Origin of the sequence: Cohnella lupini, assembly GCF_003386205.1 — a bacterium.
GTDB classification, from domain to species: domain Bacteria; phylum Bacillota; class Bacilli; order Paenibacillales; family Paenibacillaceae; genus Cohnella; species Cohnella lupini.
Genome location: NZ_QRDY01000001.1, coordinates 133,354 through 148,746, shown reverse-complemented (window position 1 = coordinate 148,746; position 15,393 = coordinate 133,354). Strand labels below are relative to the sequence as shown.

15 protein-coding genes and 1 pseudogene are annotated in these 15,393 nt (G+C 51.3%); 5 read left to right on the top strand and 11 right to left on the bottom strand.

Annotation, left to right across the window (positions count from 1 at the left end; translation table 11 throughout):
* Positions 1-56: 56 nt before the first annotated feature.
* From DFP95_RS00660 to DFP95_RS00645, 4 genes and pseudogenes are all read right to left on the bottom strand, one after another.
* Positions 57-1,361, bottom strand: coding sequence for an ABC transporter substrate-binding protein (locus tag DFP95_RS00660; RefSeq protein WP_115990643.1), 1,305 nt, complete (start codon positions 1,359-1,361; stop codon positions 57-59).
* A gap of 123 nt (positions 1,362-1,484) precedes the next feature.
* On the bottom strand, positions 1,485-2,561 hold the full coding sequence (locus DFP95_RS00655) for a response regulator transcription factor (RefSeq protein WP_115990642.1): 1,077 nt from the start codon (positions 2,559-2,561) through the stop codon (positions 1,485-1,487).
* Positions 2,558-4,351: a sensor histidine kinase gene (locus tag DFP95_RS00650; protein WP_181907194.1), complete on the bottom strand. Its 1,794-nt coding sequence runs from the start codon at positions 4,349-4,351 to the stop codon at positions 2,558-2,560. The genes DFP95_RS00655 and DFP95_RS00650 overlap by 4 nt, the downstream gene beginning before the upstream one ends.
* A gap of 185 nt (positions 4,352-4,536) precedes the next feature.
* Positions 4,537-4,965: pseudogene (locus DFP95_RS00645) on the bottom strand (M48 family metallopeptidase); the annotation flags it as partial.
* Positions 4,966-5,102: 137 nt separating this feature from the next.
* Between DFP95_RS00645 and DFP95_RS00640 the strand changes: the two are divergent.
* The 4 genes from DFP95_RS00640 (at position 5,103) to DFP95_RS00625 (ending at position 8,976) form a co-directional block, all read left to right on the top strand.
* Entirely contained in the window at positions 5,103-6,455 is a 1,353-nt protein-coding gene (locus tag DFP95_RS00640) for a spore germination protein (RefSeq protein WP_115990639.1), read from the top strand.
* On the top strand, positions 6,452-7,531 hold the full coding sequence (locus tag DFP95_RS00635) for a GerAB/ArcD/ProY family transporter (RefSeq protein ID WP_115990638.1): 1,080 nt from the start codon (positions 6,452-6,454) through the stop codon (positions 7,529-7,531). Before DFP95_RS00640 ends, DFP95_RS00635 begins: the two co-directional genes overlap by 4 nt.
* Complete coding sequence (locus DFP95_RS00630; RefSeq protein WP_181907193.1) at positions 7,521-8,627, top strand: Ger(x)C family spore germination protein; 1,107 nt, start codon at positions 7,521-7,523, stop codon at positions 8,625-8,627. Before DFP95_RS00635 ends, DFP95_RS00630 begins: the two co-directional genes overlap by 11 nt.
* A 151-nt stretch (positions 8,628-8,778) precedes the next feature.
* A complete protein-coding gene (locus DFP95_RS00625) occupies positions 8,779-8,976 on the top strand; it encodes a helix-turn-helix transcriptional regulator (RefSeq protein WP_115990636.1) in 198 nt (65 codons plus the stop codon).
* Positions 8,977-9,109: 133 nt separating this feature from the next.
* On the opposite strand, the gene DFP95_RS00620 is transcribed toward DFP95_RS00625, so the two are convergent.
* Positions 9,110-9,415 (bottom strand): hypothetical protein, encoded by a 306-nt coding sequence (locus tag DFP95_RS00620; RefSeq protein ID WP_115990635.1) that lies wholly within the window; start codon positions 9,413-9,415, stop codon positions 9,110-9,112.
* A gap of 197 nt (positions 9,416-9,612) precedes the next feature.
* On the opposite strand from DFP95_RS00620, the gene DFP95_RS00615 reads away from it, so the two are divergent.
* Positions 9,613-10,281, top strand: coding sequence for a 3'-5' exonuclease (locus DFP95_RS00615; RefSeq protein WP_245987262.1), 669 nt, complete (start codon positions 9,613-9,615; stop codon positions 10,279-10,281).
* 192 nt (positions 10,282-10,473) lie between these two features.
* Here DFP95_RS00615 and DFP95_RS00610 read toward each other — a convergent pair whose 3' ends face one another.
* The 6 genes from DFP95_RS00610 to DFP95_RS00585 are packed head-to-tail and all read right to left on the bottom strand — an operon-like array spanning position 10,474 to position 15,335.
* Positions 10,474-11,427, bottom strand: a complete 954-nt coding sequence (locus tag DFP95_RS00610) for an urease accessory protein UreD (protein WP_115990633.1) — start codon at positions 11,425-11,427, stop codon at positions 10,474-10,476.
* Complete coding sequence (gene ureG, locus DFP95_RS00605) at positions 11,411-12,091, bottom strand: urease accessory protein UreG (RefSeq protein ID WP_115990632.1); 681 nt, start codon at positions 12,089-12,091, stop codon at positions 11,411-11,413. The genes DFP95_RS00610 and ureG overlap by 17 nt, the downstream gene beginning before the upstream one ends.
* Before the next feature lie 36 nt (positions 12,092-12,127).
* A complete protein-coding gene (locus tag DFP95_RS00600; RefSeq protein WP_245987260.1) occupies positions 12,128-12,841 on the bottom strand; it encodes an urease accessory protein UreF in 714 nt (237 codons plus the stop codon).
* A 41-nt stretch (positions 12,842-12,882) separates the two neighbouring features.
* Positions 12,883-14,589 carry an urease subunit alpha gene (gene ureC / locus DFP95_RS00595; protein ID WP_425453229.1) on the bottom strand — a complete coding sequence of 569 codons (1,707 nt, stop codon included), beginning with the start codon at positions 14,587-14,589 and terminating at the stop codon, positions 12,883-12,885.
* A gap of 57 nt (positions 14,590-14,646) precedes the next feature.
* On the bottom strand, positions 14,647-15,006 hold the full coding sequence (locus tag DFP95_RS00590; protein ID WP_115990630.1) for an urease subunit beta: 360 nt from the start codon (positions 15,004-15,006) through the stop codon (positions 14,647-14,649).
* Between the two features lie 26 nt (positions 15,007-15,032).
* Positions 15,033-15,335 carry an urease subunit gamma gene (locus tag DFP95_RS00585; RefSeq protein WP_115990629.1) on the bottom strand — a complete coding sequence of 101 codons (303 nt, stop codon included), beginning with the start codon at positions 15,333-15,335 and terminating at the stop codon, positions 15,033-15,035.
* Positions 15,336-15,393: the final 58 nt, after the last annotated feature.

The window sequence follows — 15,393 nt, the reverse complement described above, 5'->3', positions numbered from 1 at the left end:
GTTCCTGTTATCGCGATGCGATACGGAAACAGGGTATGCTCTTTTTTCTTTAGGGATTACTTATTCGCGGCGTTGGCTTGCTTCCACGTTTTGTCTAAAGCCTTGATGACGTCTTCTCTGCTCATCTTCTTGTCGTAGTAAGATTGAAGCGCCTTGCCCGATTCGTCCTTGACCGCGGAAGGAATGACGGGATCCTGGTACGATTGGCCTTTGTTTACGAAGACGGCGGCGTCTTCCACCCATGGGTACGGCTTGAAAGTATGGTTTTTGGATACCGGGTTGAACTTCATGCTTTGGTATAGCTCGTTCGATGCTTGATCGTCCAGAATAAAGTTGAGCAAGTCCAGGGCGACTTCTTTGTTCGCGCTGTTCGGCGGAACGGCTAACGCCGTGGATACCGATACGTCGATCATGGACGACTTCGGATTGTCGTTGACCGGAAGCGGAGCGACGCCGAAGTTCATTTTGTCGTTGACTTTAAGGATGCTGTCCGCGTTCCAAGTGCCTTGAATCCACATGGCCGCTTTCCCGTTCGCGAATTCCGCGGAGCCGTCGTCATTGCCGACCTCGAATGCGCGATCCGTGCCGTTCTCGTTGACGAGATCGATAATATCGAACATTTCCTGAATTTCCGCAAAGCTACCTTGATCGCTATTCATTTTGTCCACGAAGTCCGGGTGCTCGCTATTAACGAGACCGCCCACCGTCAGCGGAAGAAACAGCTGCGGAATCCAAGTTTCCTTGTAGCTCAGCAAGAAAGGCGTGACCTTGTTGTCCTTCAGCGTCTGAACGACCGCTTTCATTTCCGTTAGCGTCATTGGAGGCGTTAGCCCCAAGTCGCTGAAAATTTGTTTGTTATATAGGTATCCCCACGACAAGCTTTCCATCGGAACGGCCACCACTTTGTTGTCGATCGAGACGAGCGGCTTGATGCCGTCGATGATTTTACCGGCTAACGGCTGAGCCGTCAGGTCCTCTAAGTAGCCGGCTTTGTAGAAGGACGGCATATCATTGCCCGCGTGAAGGCTGAATACGTCGGGCACGTCGCCGGTGGCAAGGCGGGTTTTCAAAATTTGCGGAGCGTTGTCGGCTCCGGGGTATTCGGAGTTAAAGGTAACTTCGATGTTTTTCTCGGCTTTTTCCTTCTCGGCGAATTTCTCGAAGTAACCGTCGAATTGCTCGCGGAAGCGGTCGAGACCGCCTAGGAAAATCTTGAGCTCGACTTTCTTAGGAGCCGATGAAGCGCTTTCTTGCGCGCCGCCGTTATTGCCGCTGCTCGCCGCGTTGTTCTCATTGCTTCCGCAACCCGCCGTTAATCCCAGCGCTAGCAAAGCTGCCATGACGGAAATAGATTTTTTCATTTTTATGACCTCCCCAATAGATGATAACGCTTACTTCCTGAGTATAACGGGAGACCGTCATGTAGACATTGGACTGCATTTGCGCGAATATATGGACAATATTGATACTTATGAAGCGCTTCCTTATTTGTCGTCGGATATTTCCCTTCTTGCTTGCGCGGGCGTAATGCCCATGATCTTCTTGAAAATGCGGTGGAAATACGTCAGGTCGGAGTACCCTACCGCTTCCGCCGCGCCCTTGATCGATGCGGACGATTGCTGCAGCAGGCGGTTCGCCTCGCCGATTCGTTTCGTGACGATGTAGTCCATGACCGTCGTTCCGGTGACTTGCTTAAACGTACGCGACAGATGCTCCTTGCTAACGAAGTAGAGACCCGCGATCGACTCTAGCGTGATCGGCTCCGCGAAGTCTCGATCGATAAACCGCCTGATCTGCTCGATATCGATGCGCGTCTTGCTTCTACGTTCCTGAATCGTCCGTTCCAAAACGGCGAGATAGGAGGAGCTCAGTCTCCCGATCCATTCACTCGGCGGAGTGAAGTCGGTCACGAAAAAGGTCTCGGTTTGGGCATACATCGCCGCCGACGAATCGATCCCCGCTTTCGATGAAAGCTCGTCTAACAGCAACATAAAATGCCTGTACAATAAATGGTATAGACCAGGAGTAACGGACGCATGAGAACGCAACAACGTCTCCAACGTCGCGAATCGCTCCCGAACGGCTTCAGCCTGGAGCTCCTGAAAGTACCAGGAAATTTGCTCCTTGAATTCCGTAAAAACGTTCATAACGTCTTTGTCCAACGGTTGAGCGGAATGAAGTCCTTTCGCGATCCTGAGCTCCGATGTCGCTTTCTCCAGCGCTTTGTTTAGCTCGTCCTTCTGAACGGGTTTAAGGATGTATTCGTCGACCTTGGATAGGATGGCTTGCTTCGTATACACGAAATCATCGAAACCGCTAATGACGATTTTGCGGATAAAAGGATATTCGTCCGTCAGCCTTTGCAGCAGCTCCACGCCGTCCATCCCGCGCATTCTCATATCGGTAATGACGATTTCCGGATGAATTTCATCGATTATCCGCAGCCCGCTCATCCCCTCTTCCGCTTCCTCTACAAGATCGATACCGAAACTTTCCCAATCCGCGAGCCGCTTGATGCTGTCGCGTGTCCAAAATTCATCGTCGATAATGACCGCTTTCATTCCGTCTCCCCCTTTTCCTGCGCGGGAATCAACAATCTGACCGTTGTTCCCACATTCTGCTCGCTAGATACGAACAAGCCGTATTCATCCCCGAACAGCAGCTTGATTCTCGCGTTAACGTTACTCATTCCTATTCCTTCAACGTTATCCCGCTCGTCCGTCTCCTTGCTTAATTGATTTCGAATATCGTTTAAGCGGGCTTCCCCTATTCCGAATCCGTTATCCTCGATATCGATTTGGATTTCGTCCAGCACCTTCTCCACCCGAATGGCAAGCTTCCACGTTTCCATTTTCCCTTCAAGGCCGTGCATAAAGCAGTTCTCCACGATCGGCTGTAATGAAAACTTCGGAATCAAACAGGATAGGCACTCCTCGTCCGCATCGATTCGGACCTCGACCATGTTCCGGAATCTCAGCTTCTGGATGTGCAAATAGCTGCCGACATGCTCGAGCTCGTCGGCTACCGTGACCAGATCCGATTTCATTCGGATGGAATAGCGGAACAAATCGCTAATCGCGCGAACATGATCGTTAATCTCCGGCACGTTGCGGGACAATGCGATGCCCCCGATCGCCTGCAGGGCGTTGTGAAGGAAGTGCGGATTAATCTGCGCTTGCATCGCCTTGACCTGCGCCGTCCGTTTCTCGATCGTGGCTTTGTATTCCGTCTGGATAAGCTCCTTAATCCGTCCGAGCATCGAGTTGAACCTCCGCTCCAACGTCCCGATCTCGTCGCTTCTCGGCTCCTTGAGATCGACGTCGAAGTTCTGATTCTCTACCGCTTTCATCGATCGCGTTAACCGGATGATCGGCCGAGTCGTAAAGTAGGCGATGAGAAGCGAGACCGCGATCGCCAAGATAATGAATGCGACAGCGGTAAATAAGCTGAAATTCAGCGTGGAGGATGCCCCTTGCGTGACGTAACGGATCGGAATGAATTTCACGATCCAGCTTTGGCCCGTCATGGTCGGCTGATAGAACAAGAAGCCTTTTTTCGATTGCAAGTAACCGGATCCGTTCGGATCGGCTAGCGCTTCCTTAAGCGTTTCCTTCTCGATGGATGCCGTCTGGGCGTAAGGATCGTACACGGTATTGCCCTCCGCATCTACCACGAATACTTCGCTGCTAGCTTCCGAATGAATCATATCGAGCACGCTATCCATCATCTTCCAACGAACTTGAAGCATGACCCCCCCGATCACTTCCCGATCCGAAAACCGATTCATGCTGCGTACGATAGTGAAAGTGTTCTTCTGGTCGTTCAGCAGCCAACTCACGCTATCGTGCGTCGACCCGAGCGCTCCCCAATCGACTTGAGGCGTCCGAAGGCGATCCGTGGATATGCCCGCGTCCTTATCTACGACGTATAATCGGTTCTGGGATTTCAAGTAAATCGACAACTGCACAATGTTGGTATTATTCGCGCTATAAAGCGATTTCAACTTGTCGATCGTATAGCGATTCACGAAGGAGGGCTCGCTGACATTCGGAATGACCTCTCCGCTCGCGTTCGGAAACAACGTGTTATCCAGTAGGATCGAATAGGTCACGGATCTTAATTGATCGTATTTCTCGTCGAAATATTGGGCCGCCCATTCCATCCGGGATTCGTTCGAACGAACGAATCCCGACGTCAACGAGTGCTTCGTCGTTCTCGTCGCGAACAACGTCACTAGCGTTAACGGCAACACCGCGATCAGAACCATCAGCAGCATAAGCTTGTACCTCATGCTCTTCTGGAAAGGACGTACGATTCCGCGTAATGCTTTCTTGGCCGGATTAAGCGTCATCGCAATCCCCGCTTCCACGTCTCTATGATTTCGCTCATCGCTAGTTTGATGCCTAACGCATCCGATTGTCAACGCATTCATTTGGGTGTAATAGCATCGATTTCCTTATTTAACAATGGATTCGAACAAAAAAAGTCCGCTCGAACTTGCCGTTAGCAAGTCTAGCGGACTCTCCGTTTCCGGCTTTAATCAAGCGGTATCGACATGATCAAATGACCGTATGTTTCCAAATACTCCTGTTTCATTTTATAGTCCGGCATTAGGCTTCCCACGCGTCTCCAGAACGATCGGTCATGATTCATGTGGAGCAAATGACAAAGCTCATGAACTATGACGTAATCGATAACTTCGACCGGTGCCATGGCCAACCGATAATTAAAAGCGAGCTTCTTGCTCGAGCTGCAGCTTCCCCACTTCGTTCTAGACTCAATGACCTCAATGGCTTTAGGCTTGACCCTCAATTGCGTTTGATAACCCGTTATTCTCTCCGCAACAATCTTCTTGCAGCTCGAGAAATAGAACTTCTTCAGGATTTTCTTCAACTCATCCTCATTTAGCGGCGTTGTCTCTATTAATTCATTAAGATAATACGGTTTCCCCTGATAAAGAAACTTTTTTGCGTCGTTCGTAAGACCATCTCCTGCCATTCCAACCCGTTTGATCATTCATTCGAGAATACGAATTCCATTATTGCTCATAATATCCAATACCGCAATTGCGTGCGGAAATCTCGAACAAAGGGGAAGTTCCGATGAATGAACAAATTCATAAGGTTAACGGTATGTTGGAAACCTTCCTCGAGAACAATGCGGATGCGCGCAAGGAACAAGTCGATGGCGAACAAGGTTTCAATCTATATTATATTATGTCCGTCACCGAGCGGAAGGTGATCTACCAACAGATCACGGATCCTTATTTTCGCTATTCCAAAACGCAGTTCGGGCAGCATATTCAGTCGATCGGAGAGGAATGTCCGCCCGATCAATTGCTTCTGAGATTGTGCAAAGGCCAAACCGTACTCATCTACGACGATCGCGTCTATACGATTAAGAAATCCTTGAAATACGCGACTCGCTCGGTAAGCACGCCGCAAGTAGAAGCATCGATCGTCGGACCGTTGGAAGCTTTCGTGGAGAGCATGGCTATTAATCTGAATTTGATTCGCAAGCATTACCAGAATCCCGACCTGAGAGTCGTTAAATTCGAAGTAGGCACGACAAGCCACGTTTCGGGATATTTGCTATACGATAACGAGCTGGCCGATAAAACCTTCGTGGATAACGAGCTGGCCCAGATCAAAAAACTAACGATACCGAATGCCCAGGCCGTCTCTAAGGTTCAGCAGCATTTGCCGAAACGCAGATCCTTGTTATTTCCGAGATCGGTCGTCACCGAGCGCCCGGATCGGACAAGCCAAGCGCTATCCAAAGGGAAATGCGTTTACTTGATCGAGACTAGCCCATTCGCGAGTATTGCTCCTATCAGCTTCCATGATTTCATGGCTTCCATGGACGATTCGTATATGCTTCCCGTATATAGTTATTTTCTCTTGGTGCTCAGATACTTCGCCTTGTTGGCCACGGTTATTCTGCCTGGTGCTTACGTTGCGTTTACGGCGTTCAACCCCGAAGTCTTTCGCGTACAATTGGCCTTATCCATCGCGGGCAGTAGGGCGGGTCTCCCTTATCCTGCTTTTCTAGAAGTGACCTTCATGCTCGTGATGATGGAATTATTGGTGGAAGCTTCCCTCCGAGTCCCGAAAACGATAGGACCGGCGGCGACAACGGTCGGCGGGTTAATCTTGGGAGAAGCGGCATCGCAAGCCAATCTGGTTAGCGATATCATGATTATCGTAGTATCCGCCGTAGCTATCGCAAACTTCGTGATTCCGATCAATCCGATGTCCCAAACGGTTCGCGTGTTGAAATACCTCTTGCTTTTTATGGGCACCGTCGCGGGCTTTTTCGGCTTAACGATAGGATTCGTATTATTAGTCGGCTATGTATTTACCTTGCATAATTCGAACTATTCGCTCGTCCAGTCTTTTAAGGCCTCTGTAAGTTTGAGTACCAAAAGCGCGTCCGCCGGGAGGCAATCCTCGTGAATGTTCTGTTTTACGTTTCCTTGCTGATCTACTACATGATCAATCATTCCTTGTTGAACCTGCCTAACGTGATTGACAGAAATTATCTGCAGAACGGACTATCTGCTCTTCCGATCGGATTGTTGCTAGCGGCGTTGAATGCTTGGATGCTTTTGTCCGTCTATAACCGCTTTCCCAAGTTCACGATGGTAGAAATCAATCGTTACTTGTGCGGCAAATATTTAGGTAATTTTCTCTCTATTATGTATGTTGCCTTAACCGCATTTTTCGGTTTCTTCATGTTTCGGGGTTTAATGGAGGTCATTATCGAATTTCTTATGCCCCACACTCCCGTCTGGTTTCTGGCCATTCTATTGATCAGCGTTCCGTCGTTGGCTCTACTGCATTCCGATAATTCCGTCATATACATGACCGCCTTTTTCACTTTAATAGCCGCTGTTCTCATGATCCTCGTTTTCTGGCTCGGTTTTAAGGAAATCGATCCGGTGATGCTGCAAGGCGTCGTTTACCATGGCTGGAAAATGCCTTCTTTAAAAGGAATAGTGGCATCCGCCTTCGTGTACGGCGGGTATACAGGTCTTTATGTCATGAATCCCTATTTCGCGCGTACAAGCATTAAGCTCACTTTCCTCCTGTTCGTTACGGTCGGTCTATTCCTTTCGTTATGCGGGACGGTTATTCCTTTAGCCGTATGGGGGCCATGGGCGCTTCGAAACCTGAATTTAATATGGATCATGACGGCGGAGACGTTTTCGCTCGACTTATTCGTATTGGAACGCGGTTTGTTTCTTATGATCCCCCTGCTTCTGATTACCGGATATATCGGCGTATTTCTATACACCTACAAAGGTTATCGGTTACTTAGCTTGCTAATGCCCAGGAAGGCTACAGCGAAAGTCATTATCTGCTGCGTTCTGGTCAGCTACGTGATTCTCTCCTTGTTAGTCCAGGAACCTGCGGTCAACTATCGCTATAGGGAACTATACATGGTGGTCTGGTTCTTCTATCAAAATATTACGGGTGTTCTGTTGTACGTGCTTGCCAAGCGAAAGGGGAGAACTCCGAGTGCGGCTTAGCAGAACGTTCGGTATCGGCTTATGTTGTCTCTTGCTTCAAGGGTGCCAATCCGATTATAAGGACATAGACCGGCGCCAGTTCATCGTGATGATGTCTCTCGATCAAGCGGATAACGGAAAGTTTACGTTGGCTCTTAAAGGAGTCATCCCGCAATTGCAAAATTCGGGAGCCAGCTCGTCCACGGCTTCCTTCGACATCTACAAGACCACGGCGGCCTCGTTAGGGCAGGCGATTCAAAAAGTCAGACAGCAGTTATTTTTGGAACCGGATTACTCCCACTTGAAAGCCGTTATTTTCAGCGAGCAATTTGCCGAGCGCAACGACCTGACAAGGTATATCGACTTTTTCATTAGACGCCGGGATTTCCAGGATATTGCGATAGTCGCCATTTCGAATAACGCCGAGAAAGTCGTAAGCCTGCACCAAGAAGCGGAACGTACGACCGGTGACAGCGTGTTCATGAAGTTCGGCGAAGGGGCCAATGCCGAGTATAATCCGATAATTCAATTACAGCAGGTCTACAAATATTCCCTCACTCCCGGGCTCACGTTTTATTGTCCGATCTTGAACGTCTCCGACGATAAAGTGGTTTCCGCCGGTACGGCCCTCTTCGGTCGCGACAATCGGATGAAGATGAAGCTGACCCTGCTGGAGACGAAGTATTTCAATTTATTGAGAAGCGGAATCTCGCGAGGCTTCATCATTCTCGATCCCGTAAAGGAATACGGCATTGGCATCCGGCTAGCAAAAGCGGAATTCCGATTCAAAATCGAGCAGGACGCCTTATTGTGCGACGTTCACGTAAAAGTCCAAGCTCAGATCGAGGATTCCGACGTCCTTGATTTCTCGCCTTCCGAGCTGCAGAAATTGGCGAAGAAAAAGCTGGACTCCGATATTTCCAGCCTCCTCGTCAAAATGCAGAATAACCGGGTCGACCCGCTTCAATTGGGTTTAAAGTACTGGTCCAAAAATCCCGTCCGCCGATTAAACAACGAATGGCTGACCGAAGATTACCCGGAAATGAAGTTTCGCGTCCATTCGGACGTCATGATTACGCGTACGGGGACCCTTAGATTCAACACCGACAGAGGTTGACGGCAAGTCGCCGAGTGTTCGTCAATAAATTCGAAGAGATGGACGGGCTGGCGGATTCGATCTACTTAATCGCGGAGATGACCGAGATCCTGTCTGCCGAACGGCCGATCGATCAGGTCTCCATCGTGAAAATACCGTGTTGGAGAAATATATGGAGAACCTCGCGGTTACCCGATTGGCGGAGGAGGTTTATTTATCCCCGAAATACATCAGCCTTATTTTCAAGCAGGAGACGGGCGAGAATATAACCGAATATATCACGAAAGTCCGGATGGAAGCCGCCATGGAGCTGTTGAAGGACAACGATTTGAAAATCCTCGAGGTCGATTGCCTTCATGACTTTAGATGAATTAACCGAATAACCGAAATCCGCGCTTCTCTCCGATTTCTTGTTGCACGGATTCGATTTGCTTGGAAATCGCATCGAACTTCTGAACGGCATCGTTGTATTTCATCACGGAAACACCTGTCGCGAGATCGATCTAATAGTAGGAAAGAAACAGAAAGTGGGTTCCGTCGACGATAGATTGCCCGTTAACTTTAATTGAATTTATGCTTCCGAGCCTCCCGCTCTCGTAATTCGAGCTCAGGAAAGCTTTATATTCTTTAGCCAGGCCATGCTCGGTCTTCGAAGACAACACCGTATTATGATGATGGCCGATCAACATCTCGTTCCATTCGATCGAAAGCTTCATTTCTTCGATCTCCAACCAAGCTAGCTTTTCTAGGAGCAGTTTCTTCCGTTCCCTGTTTTTGACGATATTCCTCCAGATGGAAATCGGCCACATCGTAACCCCTCGATCCTTCAACCGGCATATTTGGAAAGTCATGGATCACCTAATTATATCTGCTGTTTTCGACTATTAACATCCCCTTTAACTGAGGCATTCCACTCGTTTGATCTTTTCCTGTTTTTCAACACTGACAAACGCTTCGCGGAAGACTATAATAACTAAGGTACGAATATTACTGAAATGTCTTAGAGGTGCTTGAATTGACCATTATCGTATACGATCTGGAGATGACGGTACGGCGTAAAAAAGGCCAGATCGCCGAAATAATCGAAATCGGAGCCGCCAAAGTCGGATTGGTGGACGATGTTCCGCAAATCATCGAGACTTTCCAATCTTTCGTCAAACCCGTCATCGTGTCCCAATTAACACCGGATACGACCGCTTTTACGGGAATTACTCAGGATGACGTTAACGGTGCGGGAACTCTGTCCCAAGTGATACGCGATTACACGGAGTGGATGGGCTCTGAGGAATATTTCCTATGCGCATGGGGCCCCGACGACCAGCGTCAATTGGTTCAGGAATGCCGCCAGCATCAAATCTCCACGGACTGGATCGTGAATCACAACAACCTTCAGAAAATGCTCTCCAAAGTATATAAGCTCGAGAAACATCAGCAGATGGGTCTGAAGCCGGCTCTCGAAATGCTGGAAATTCAGTTCTCGGGCTCCCACCATCGGGCGATGGACGATGCGATCAATACGGCGCAGATTCTCGTCAAGCTTTTCGATCAATTTCAGTTTAAGCGCAATAAGCTGAGCGACGAGACGAAGGTGGAAAGCGAAGTCGTATATAAAACCGACCATTACGAGAACCTTCCTTTCGCCGGACTCGCTAACTTATTCCCGGAAAGCAAATAGCCTCAAATCCGTCTGGATTGAGGCTATTTGTTATGTTCTGTCGGTCTTGTTGGAGGGAATAAGCGTTCCTCGCACAGCTATTCCACCATTTCCGGCTTGCTAGACGAAATAAGCGTTCCTCGCACGCCTATTTCGACCAATTCCGGCTTACTTGGCGAAATAAGCGTTCCTCGCGTGCCTATTCCCTCCGCTTTACCTCATCCAAGCTTCCTTAAGCAGCCTTAACGGTGGCTGATTCAATAGTTGCTGCCTCGCGCTGTCCCATGCCGAGAGCAAAAGCCTTTGGAGCTTCCAAGCCGCATGCCCTGCCGCCTGTACGACGATGCCGTGCCTGGCCGTGCGCGCGACTCCCCAGCTTACACCCTCCGGAATTCCCTCCGCACTCTCCAGCGCTTCCCGCATCTTCACCGCAACTTCGGCCGTGACGCGATCCGAGAAAACGGAAAATGCCCCGACATGCGTAAATCCGCCGAAACAACCCGCATTTTCGATCGGAAGAATAGCCGGCTCCCATTTCTGCCGTTGATAGTGTACAAGCTCACCCTTATACCGAACAATCACCTTCGCATCATACGAATGGAAAGCGAAGGCTTCGCCCCTCGACAGCCTGCCCGGGCAGAAAATATCGCCGACCATGCATACCGATCCTTCGGCCAAGTCGATCTCCGTCTCCGTGACGAACCGCGCTTCTCGGAAGAGCGTGACCGGCTCGGGCATCCATTCCAATACGGCACCTGCGGCCAAAGAGAACCTGTGACGGAGCCGAGAATTTCCCGACTCCGACTCGCATGGATGAACGCGCGTATAAGCTTGGTTCGTCGCGTATAGCTTCGCGTTCTTTTGCAGTTGCCAATCGAAAGTATAGCGGTCGCCCTCCAGCAGGCCGGGAGAACCGTCCATCTGCACGACGGCTAATTGCTTCCAGCCATCGTTACCAATGAGCGGGAAGGTTTTGGCGATCTTAAGCGGCGAGGTATGGTATCGCGAGATTAGCTCCGGCTTTCCGTTCATGATACCGACGACCGCGCGAAGCTCCGAAAGCCTTTCGATTACAGAATTCTCGCTTTCCGCCGCAATACCCTCGACATCCTCGTCCGACCGGAAACCTTCGATTAACGCCTCCGCCAAGCTAGACGACTGCCGCACGACGGCCCGTCTCCTGGGCGACCCAATCGGAGACGACGTCCAGCCCTTGGCCGCCGAATAAATTCGTGAACACGAAAGGTCTTTCGCCGCGCATACGGCGCGAATCGTTCTCCATGACTTCCAAGCTTGCCCCGACGTAAGGCGCCAAATCGATTTTGTTGATGATGAGCAGGTCGGACCTCATGATTCCGGGACCGCCTTTACGGGGAATCTTCTCTCCCTGGGCGACGTCGATAATGTAAATAAACCGATCCACGAGCTCCGGGCTGAAAGCCGCGGCCAAGTTATCCCCGCCGCTCTCGATCAGGATGAGATCCAGGTCGGGAAACCGTTGCTCGAGCTCTTCGACGGCTTCGAAATTCATCGATGCATCCTCGCGGATCGCGGTGTGCGGACATCCCCCGGTCTCGACGCCGATAATTCTCTCGTCCGGCAAGCAACCGGTATCCGATAAGATGCGCGCGTCTTCCTTCGTGTAAATATCGTTCGTAATAACGGCCAGATTGATCTTATCCTTTAATTGAAAAGCGAGCTGCTCGACGAGCTTGGTTTTACCCGAGCCCACCGGACCTCCGATACCGATACGCATAGGACGTCCGGCTTCCGCTTGCGGCGTTACCCATTCCTGATGATGATGGTGTTGACCTTCTTTTCCTTGGCACATAAGCAATCCCTCCGAATAGTGAATTAGATTTTCAACTCATGACATGAACAATCGGGAATACAAAGTCTCGTGGCGCACCATCGCGAGTTCAGCCAGCGGCATTGCCCCGTAAGCATCCGACGGATCCATATGGCGAACCTCCGCCCATGACCGGGCAATGACCGGGAACATGGAAGCCGTCAAGCGTTGGGCCTCCGTCTGTCCCATGGAGATCAACCGGAGAGCGGCGTTCACGCAAGTAGCCACCGAAGTATATAAGTAACCTTCCGCGGCCTGGTCGAGCGTAACATTCAGACCGCGGCAGATTAATCCGTACACGAGCGGGTAACTTCCGTAGCAGCGACCGCCGCGCATGTCCTCCTGCAACGAACGGAACGGTATGGCCGGAAACAGCTCTGGCGCAAGCTTGAGCAGCCTCCGCCCGATCTTCTCCATTCCGTCGCGAGACTCCGGCCCGATTCTCTGGAAGTGAACCAGCTTCTCGATAAAATAAGCATATTCGTCGTTCGCTTCCTCCGGACGGTGGTATACCGCTTTGACGATCATGAGATCGCCTGTCGACCAGCTATGGCGAAGCATAGCTTCCATATACGACCTCAAGCCCTCTCCGTCGTTTATTCGGCCATCCTGCACTAGCGACTCCAGTCCGAAGGAATGAGCGAAGCTGCCAATGGGCAGCGCGGAATCGAGCAGGAGTTGCAGCGCTAACCAAGCACCCGCGTTCGTTGATTCTTCGCCCGTTACCGACACATCCGATCCGCCTCCTTTCGCGTCTGCCGACGATAGTATAGTTAGAACAAGAAGTATCTTTGCGCCATCGGCAGAACGGACACCGGCTCGCATATCGCCAATTCGCCGTCGACCGTAACCTTGTACGTATCCGGGTCTACTTCTATCGACGGGGTAGCGTCGTTACGGATCATGTCTTTTTTGCCGATGTTGCGGCAGTTCTTGACGGGCTCGATCCGTTTCTGCAATCCCAACTTCTCGGCGATTCCATTATCGTAAGAGGCCTGAGAGACAAAAGTAATCGAGCTGCGAAATAGAGATTTACCGTAGGAAGCGAACATCGGCCTTCCGAAAACCGGCTGCGGCGTCGGTATGGAGGCGTTCGGATCTCCCATTTGAGCGTAAGCGATGCTCCCGCCTTTGAGAATCATATCCGGCTTTACCCCGAAGAAAGCAGGGCTCCAAAGGACGACGTCCGCCCACTTGCCGGCTTCGAGCGACCCGACCAAATGCGAGATCCCGTGGGCGATCGCCGGATTGATCGTATACTTGGAGACGTAACGCTTAATCCGTTCGTTATCTCCGCGTTCGTCGTCCCCGTCGAGCGGTCCTCTCTGGGCCTTCATCTTGTCCGCCGTCTGCCAAGTCCTCGTAATAACTTCGCCGACGCGTCCCATCGCTTGCGAATCGGAGCTAATGATGCTGAAAGCGCCGAGATCGTGCAAGATGTCCTCCGCGGCGATCGTCTCCGGACGAATGCGGGAATCGGCGAACGCGACGTCTTCCGGAATGCTGCTGTCCAAGTGGTGGCAAACCATCAACATATCCAGATGCTCTTCGATCGTGTTCACCGTGAACGGCCGCGTCGGGTTGGTCGAGGAAGGAATAATATTCGGTTCTCCGGCCGCCTTGATAATATCCGGGGCATGCCCGCCGCCTGCTCCTTCGGTATGATAAGTATGAATCGTCCGGCCGCCGATCGCCCTTAGCGTATCCTCCACGAATCCGGCTTCGTTCAACGTATCCGTATGGATAGCGACCTGCACGTCGTATCGATCCGCCGCGGATAAGCAGGCATCGATAGCGGCCGGAGTCGTTCCCCAGTCCTCGTGAAGCTTAAGGCCGATTGCTCCGGCTTCGATCTGCTCGATCAACGGCTCCACGGTGGAGGCGTTGCCCTTGCCCAGGAAACCGAGATTCATCGGAAAAGCTTCGGCAGCCTCGAGCATCCGCCTGAGATGCCAAGCCCCGGGAGTGCAAGTCGTCGCGTTCGTTCCCGTCGCGGGTCCCGTTCCGCCGCCGATCATCGTCGTAACGCCGGAAGCCAGCGCCGTCTCGATCTGTTGCGGGCATATGTAATGAATGTGCGTATCGATGCCCCCGGCCGTCACGATCTTGCCTTCCCCGGCAATGACCTCCGTGCTCGCGCCGACGACCATATTCGGGTCTACGCCATCCATGATATCCGGATTTCCGGCCTTGCCGATCCCGACGATAACTCCATCCTTAATTCCGATGTCGCCCTTCACGATACCCCAATGATCGATGACCACGGCGTTCGTGATGAGCGTATCCAGCACGCCTTCGCTTCTTACCGCTCGGCTGGATTGGCCCATGCCGTCCCGGATTACTTTACCGCCGCCGAATTTGCACTCGTCCCCGTATACGGTGAAGTCCCGCTCGATGACCGCCCAAAGTCCCGTATCCGCCAGTCTTACCCCATCGCCCGTAGTCGGGCCGAACATGTTGGCGTAGCTTTGCCGCTCCATGCGCATGATCTTTCGCTCCCCCGTTTCCATTGCCTCGTTCGCGTATCCAATGAGAACTTACAAAGCGTTCCAAGCTTTCAAGCGGTCGGCTACCTCGGAAGGAAGCTCGCCGGACGCTTTCCCCTTCGAAAGTCCGTTTAGCCCGTAAGAAAGCTTATCGCCTCCGAGCTCCGTCAGCTGTATCGGCTTCTCTTCCCCGGGCTCGAATCTTACCGCTGTGCCGGCCGGAATGTTCAGCCTCATGCCGAAAGCCTTTTCCCTGTCAAAACGCAAAGAACGGTTCACTTCGAAAAAATGATAATGCGAACCGACTTGGATCGGACGATCCCCTACGTTATTCACAACGAGTTCGACCGTGTTTCTTCCCGCGTTCAATTCGATCTCTCCGGGCTTCGCCCGAATTTCCCCTGGAATCATATCTCTTTCCTCCTTGGAATGAACAATTAAGCTATCGGCTGATGCACCGTCACAAGCTTGGTCCCATCCGGAAAGGTCGCTTCCACCTGCACTTCATGGATCATTTCCGGGACGCCCTCCATCACTTGATCGCGAGTCAGCAATGTCGTTCCGTAGGCCATCATATCGGCGACGGACTTCCCGTCCCGAGCTCCTTCCATGATGGCGGAGGTTATGAGCGCGATACATTCCGGATAATTCAGCTTCACTCCGCGAGCTAGCCTTCTATGGGCCAAATCGGCAGCCACCGTTATGAGCAGCTTTTCCTTTTCGCGTTCTGTCAAATTCATGCCGCATCCCCTTTCTAAACTTTCTTTTCATTATAGGAGTCCGGTCAGAGGATGTAAA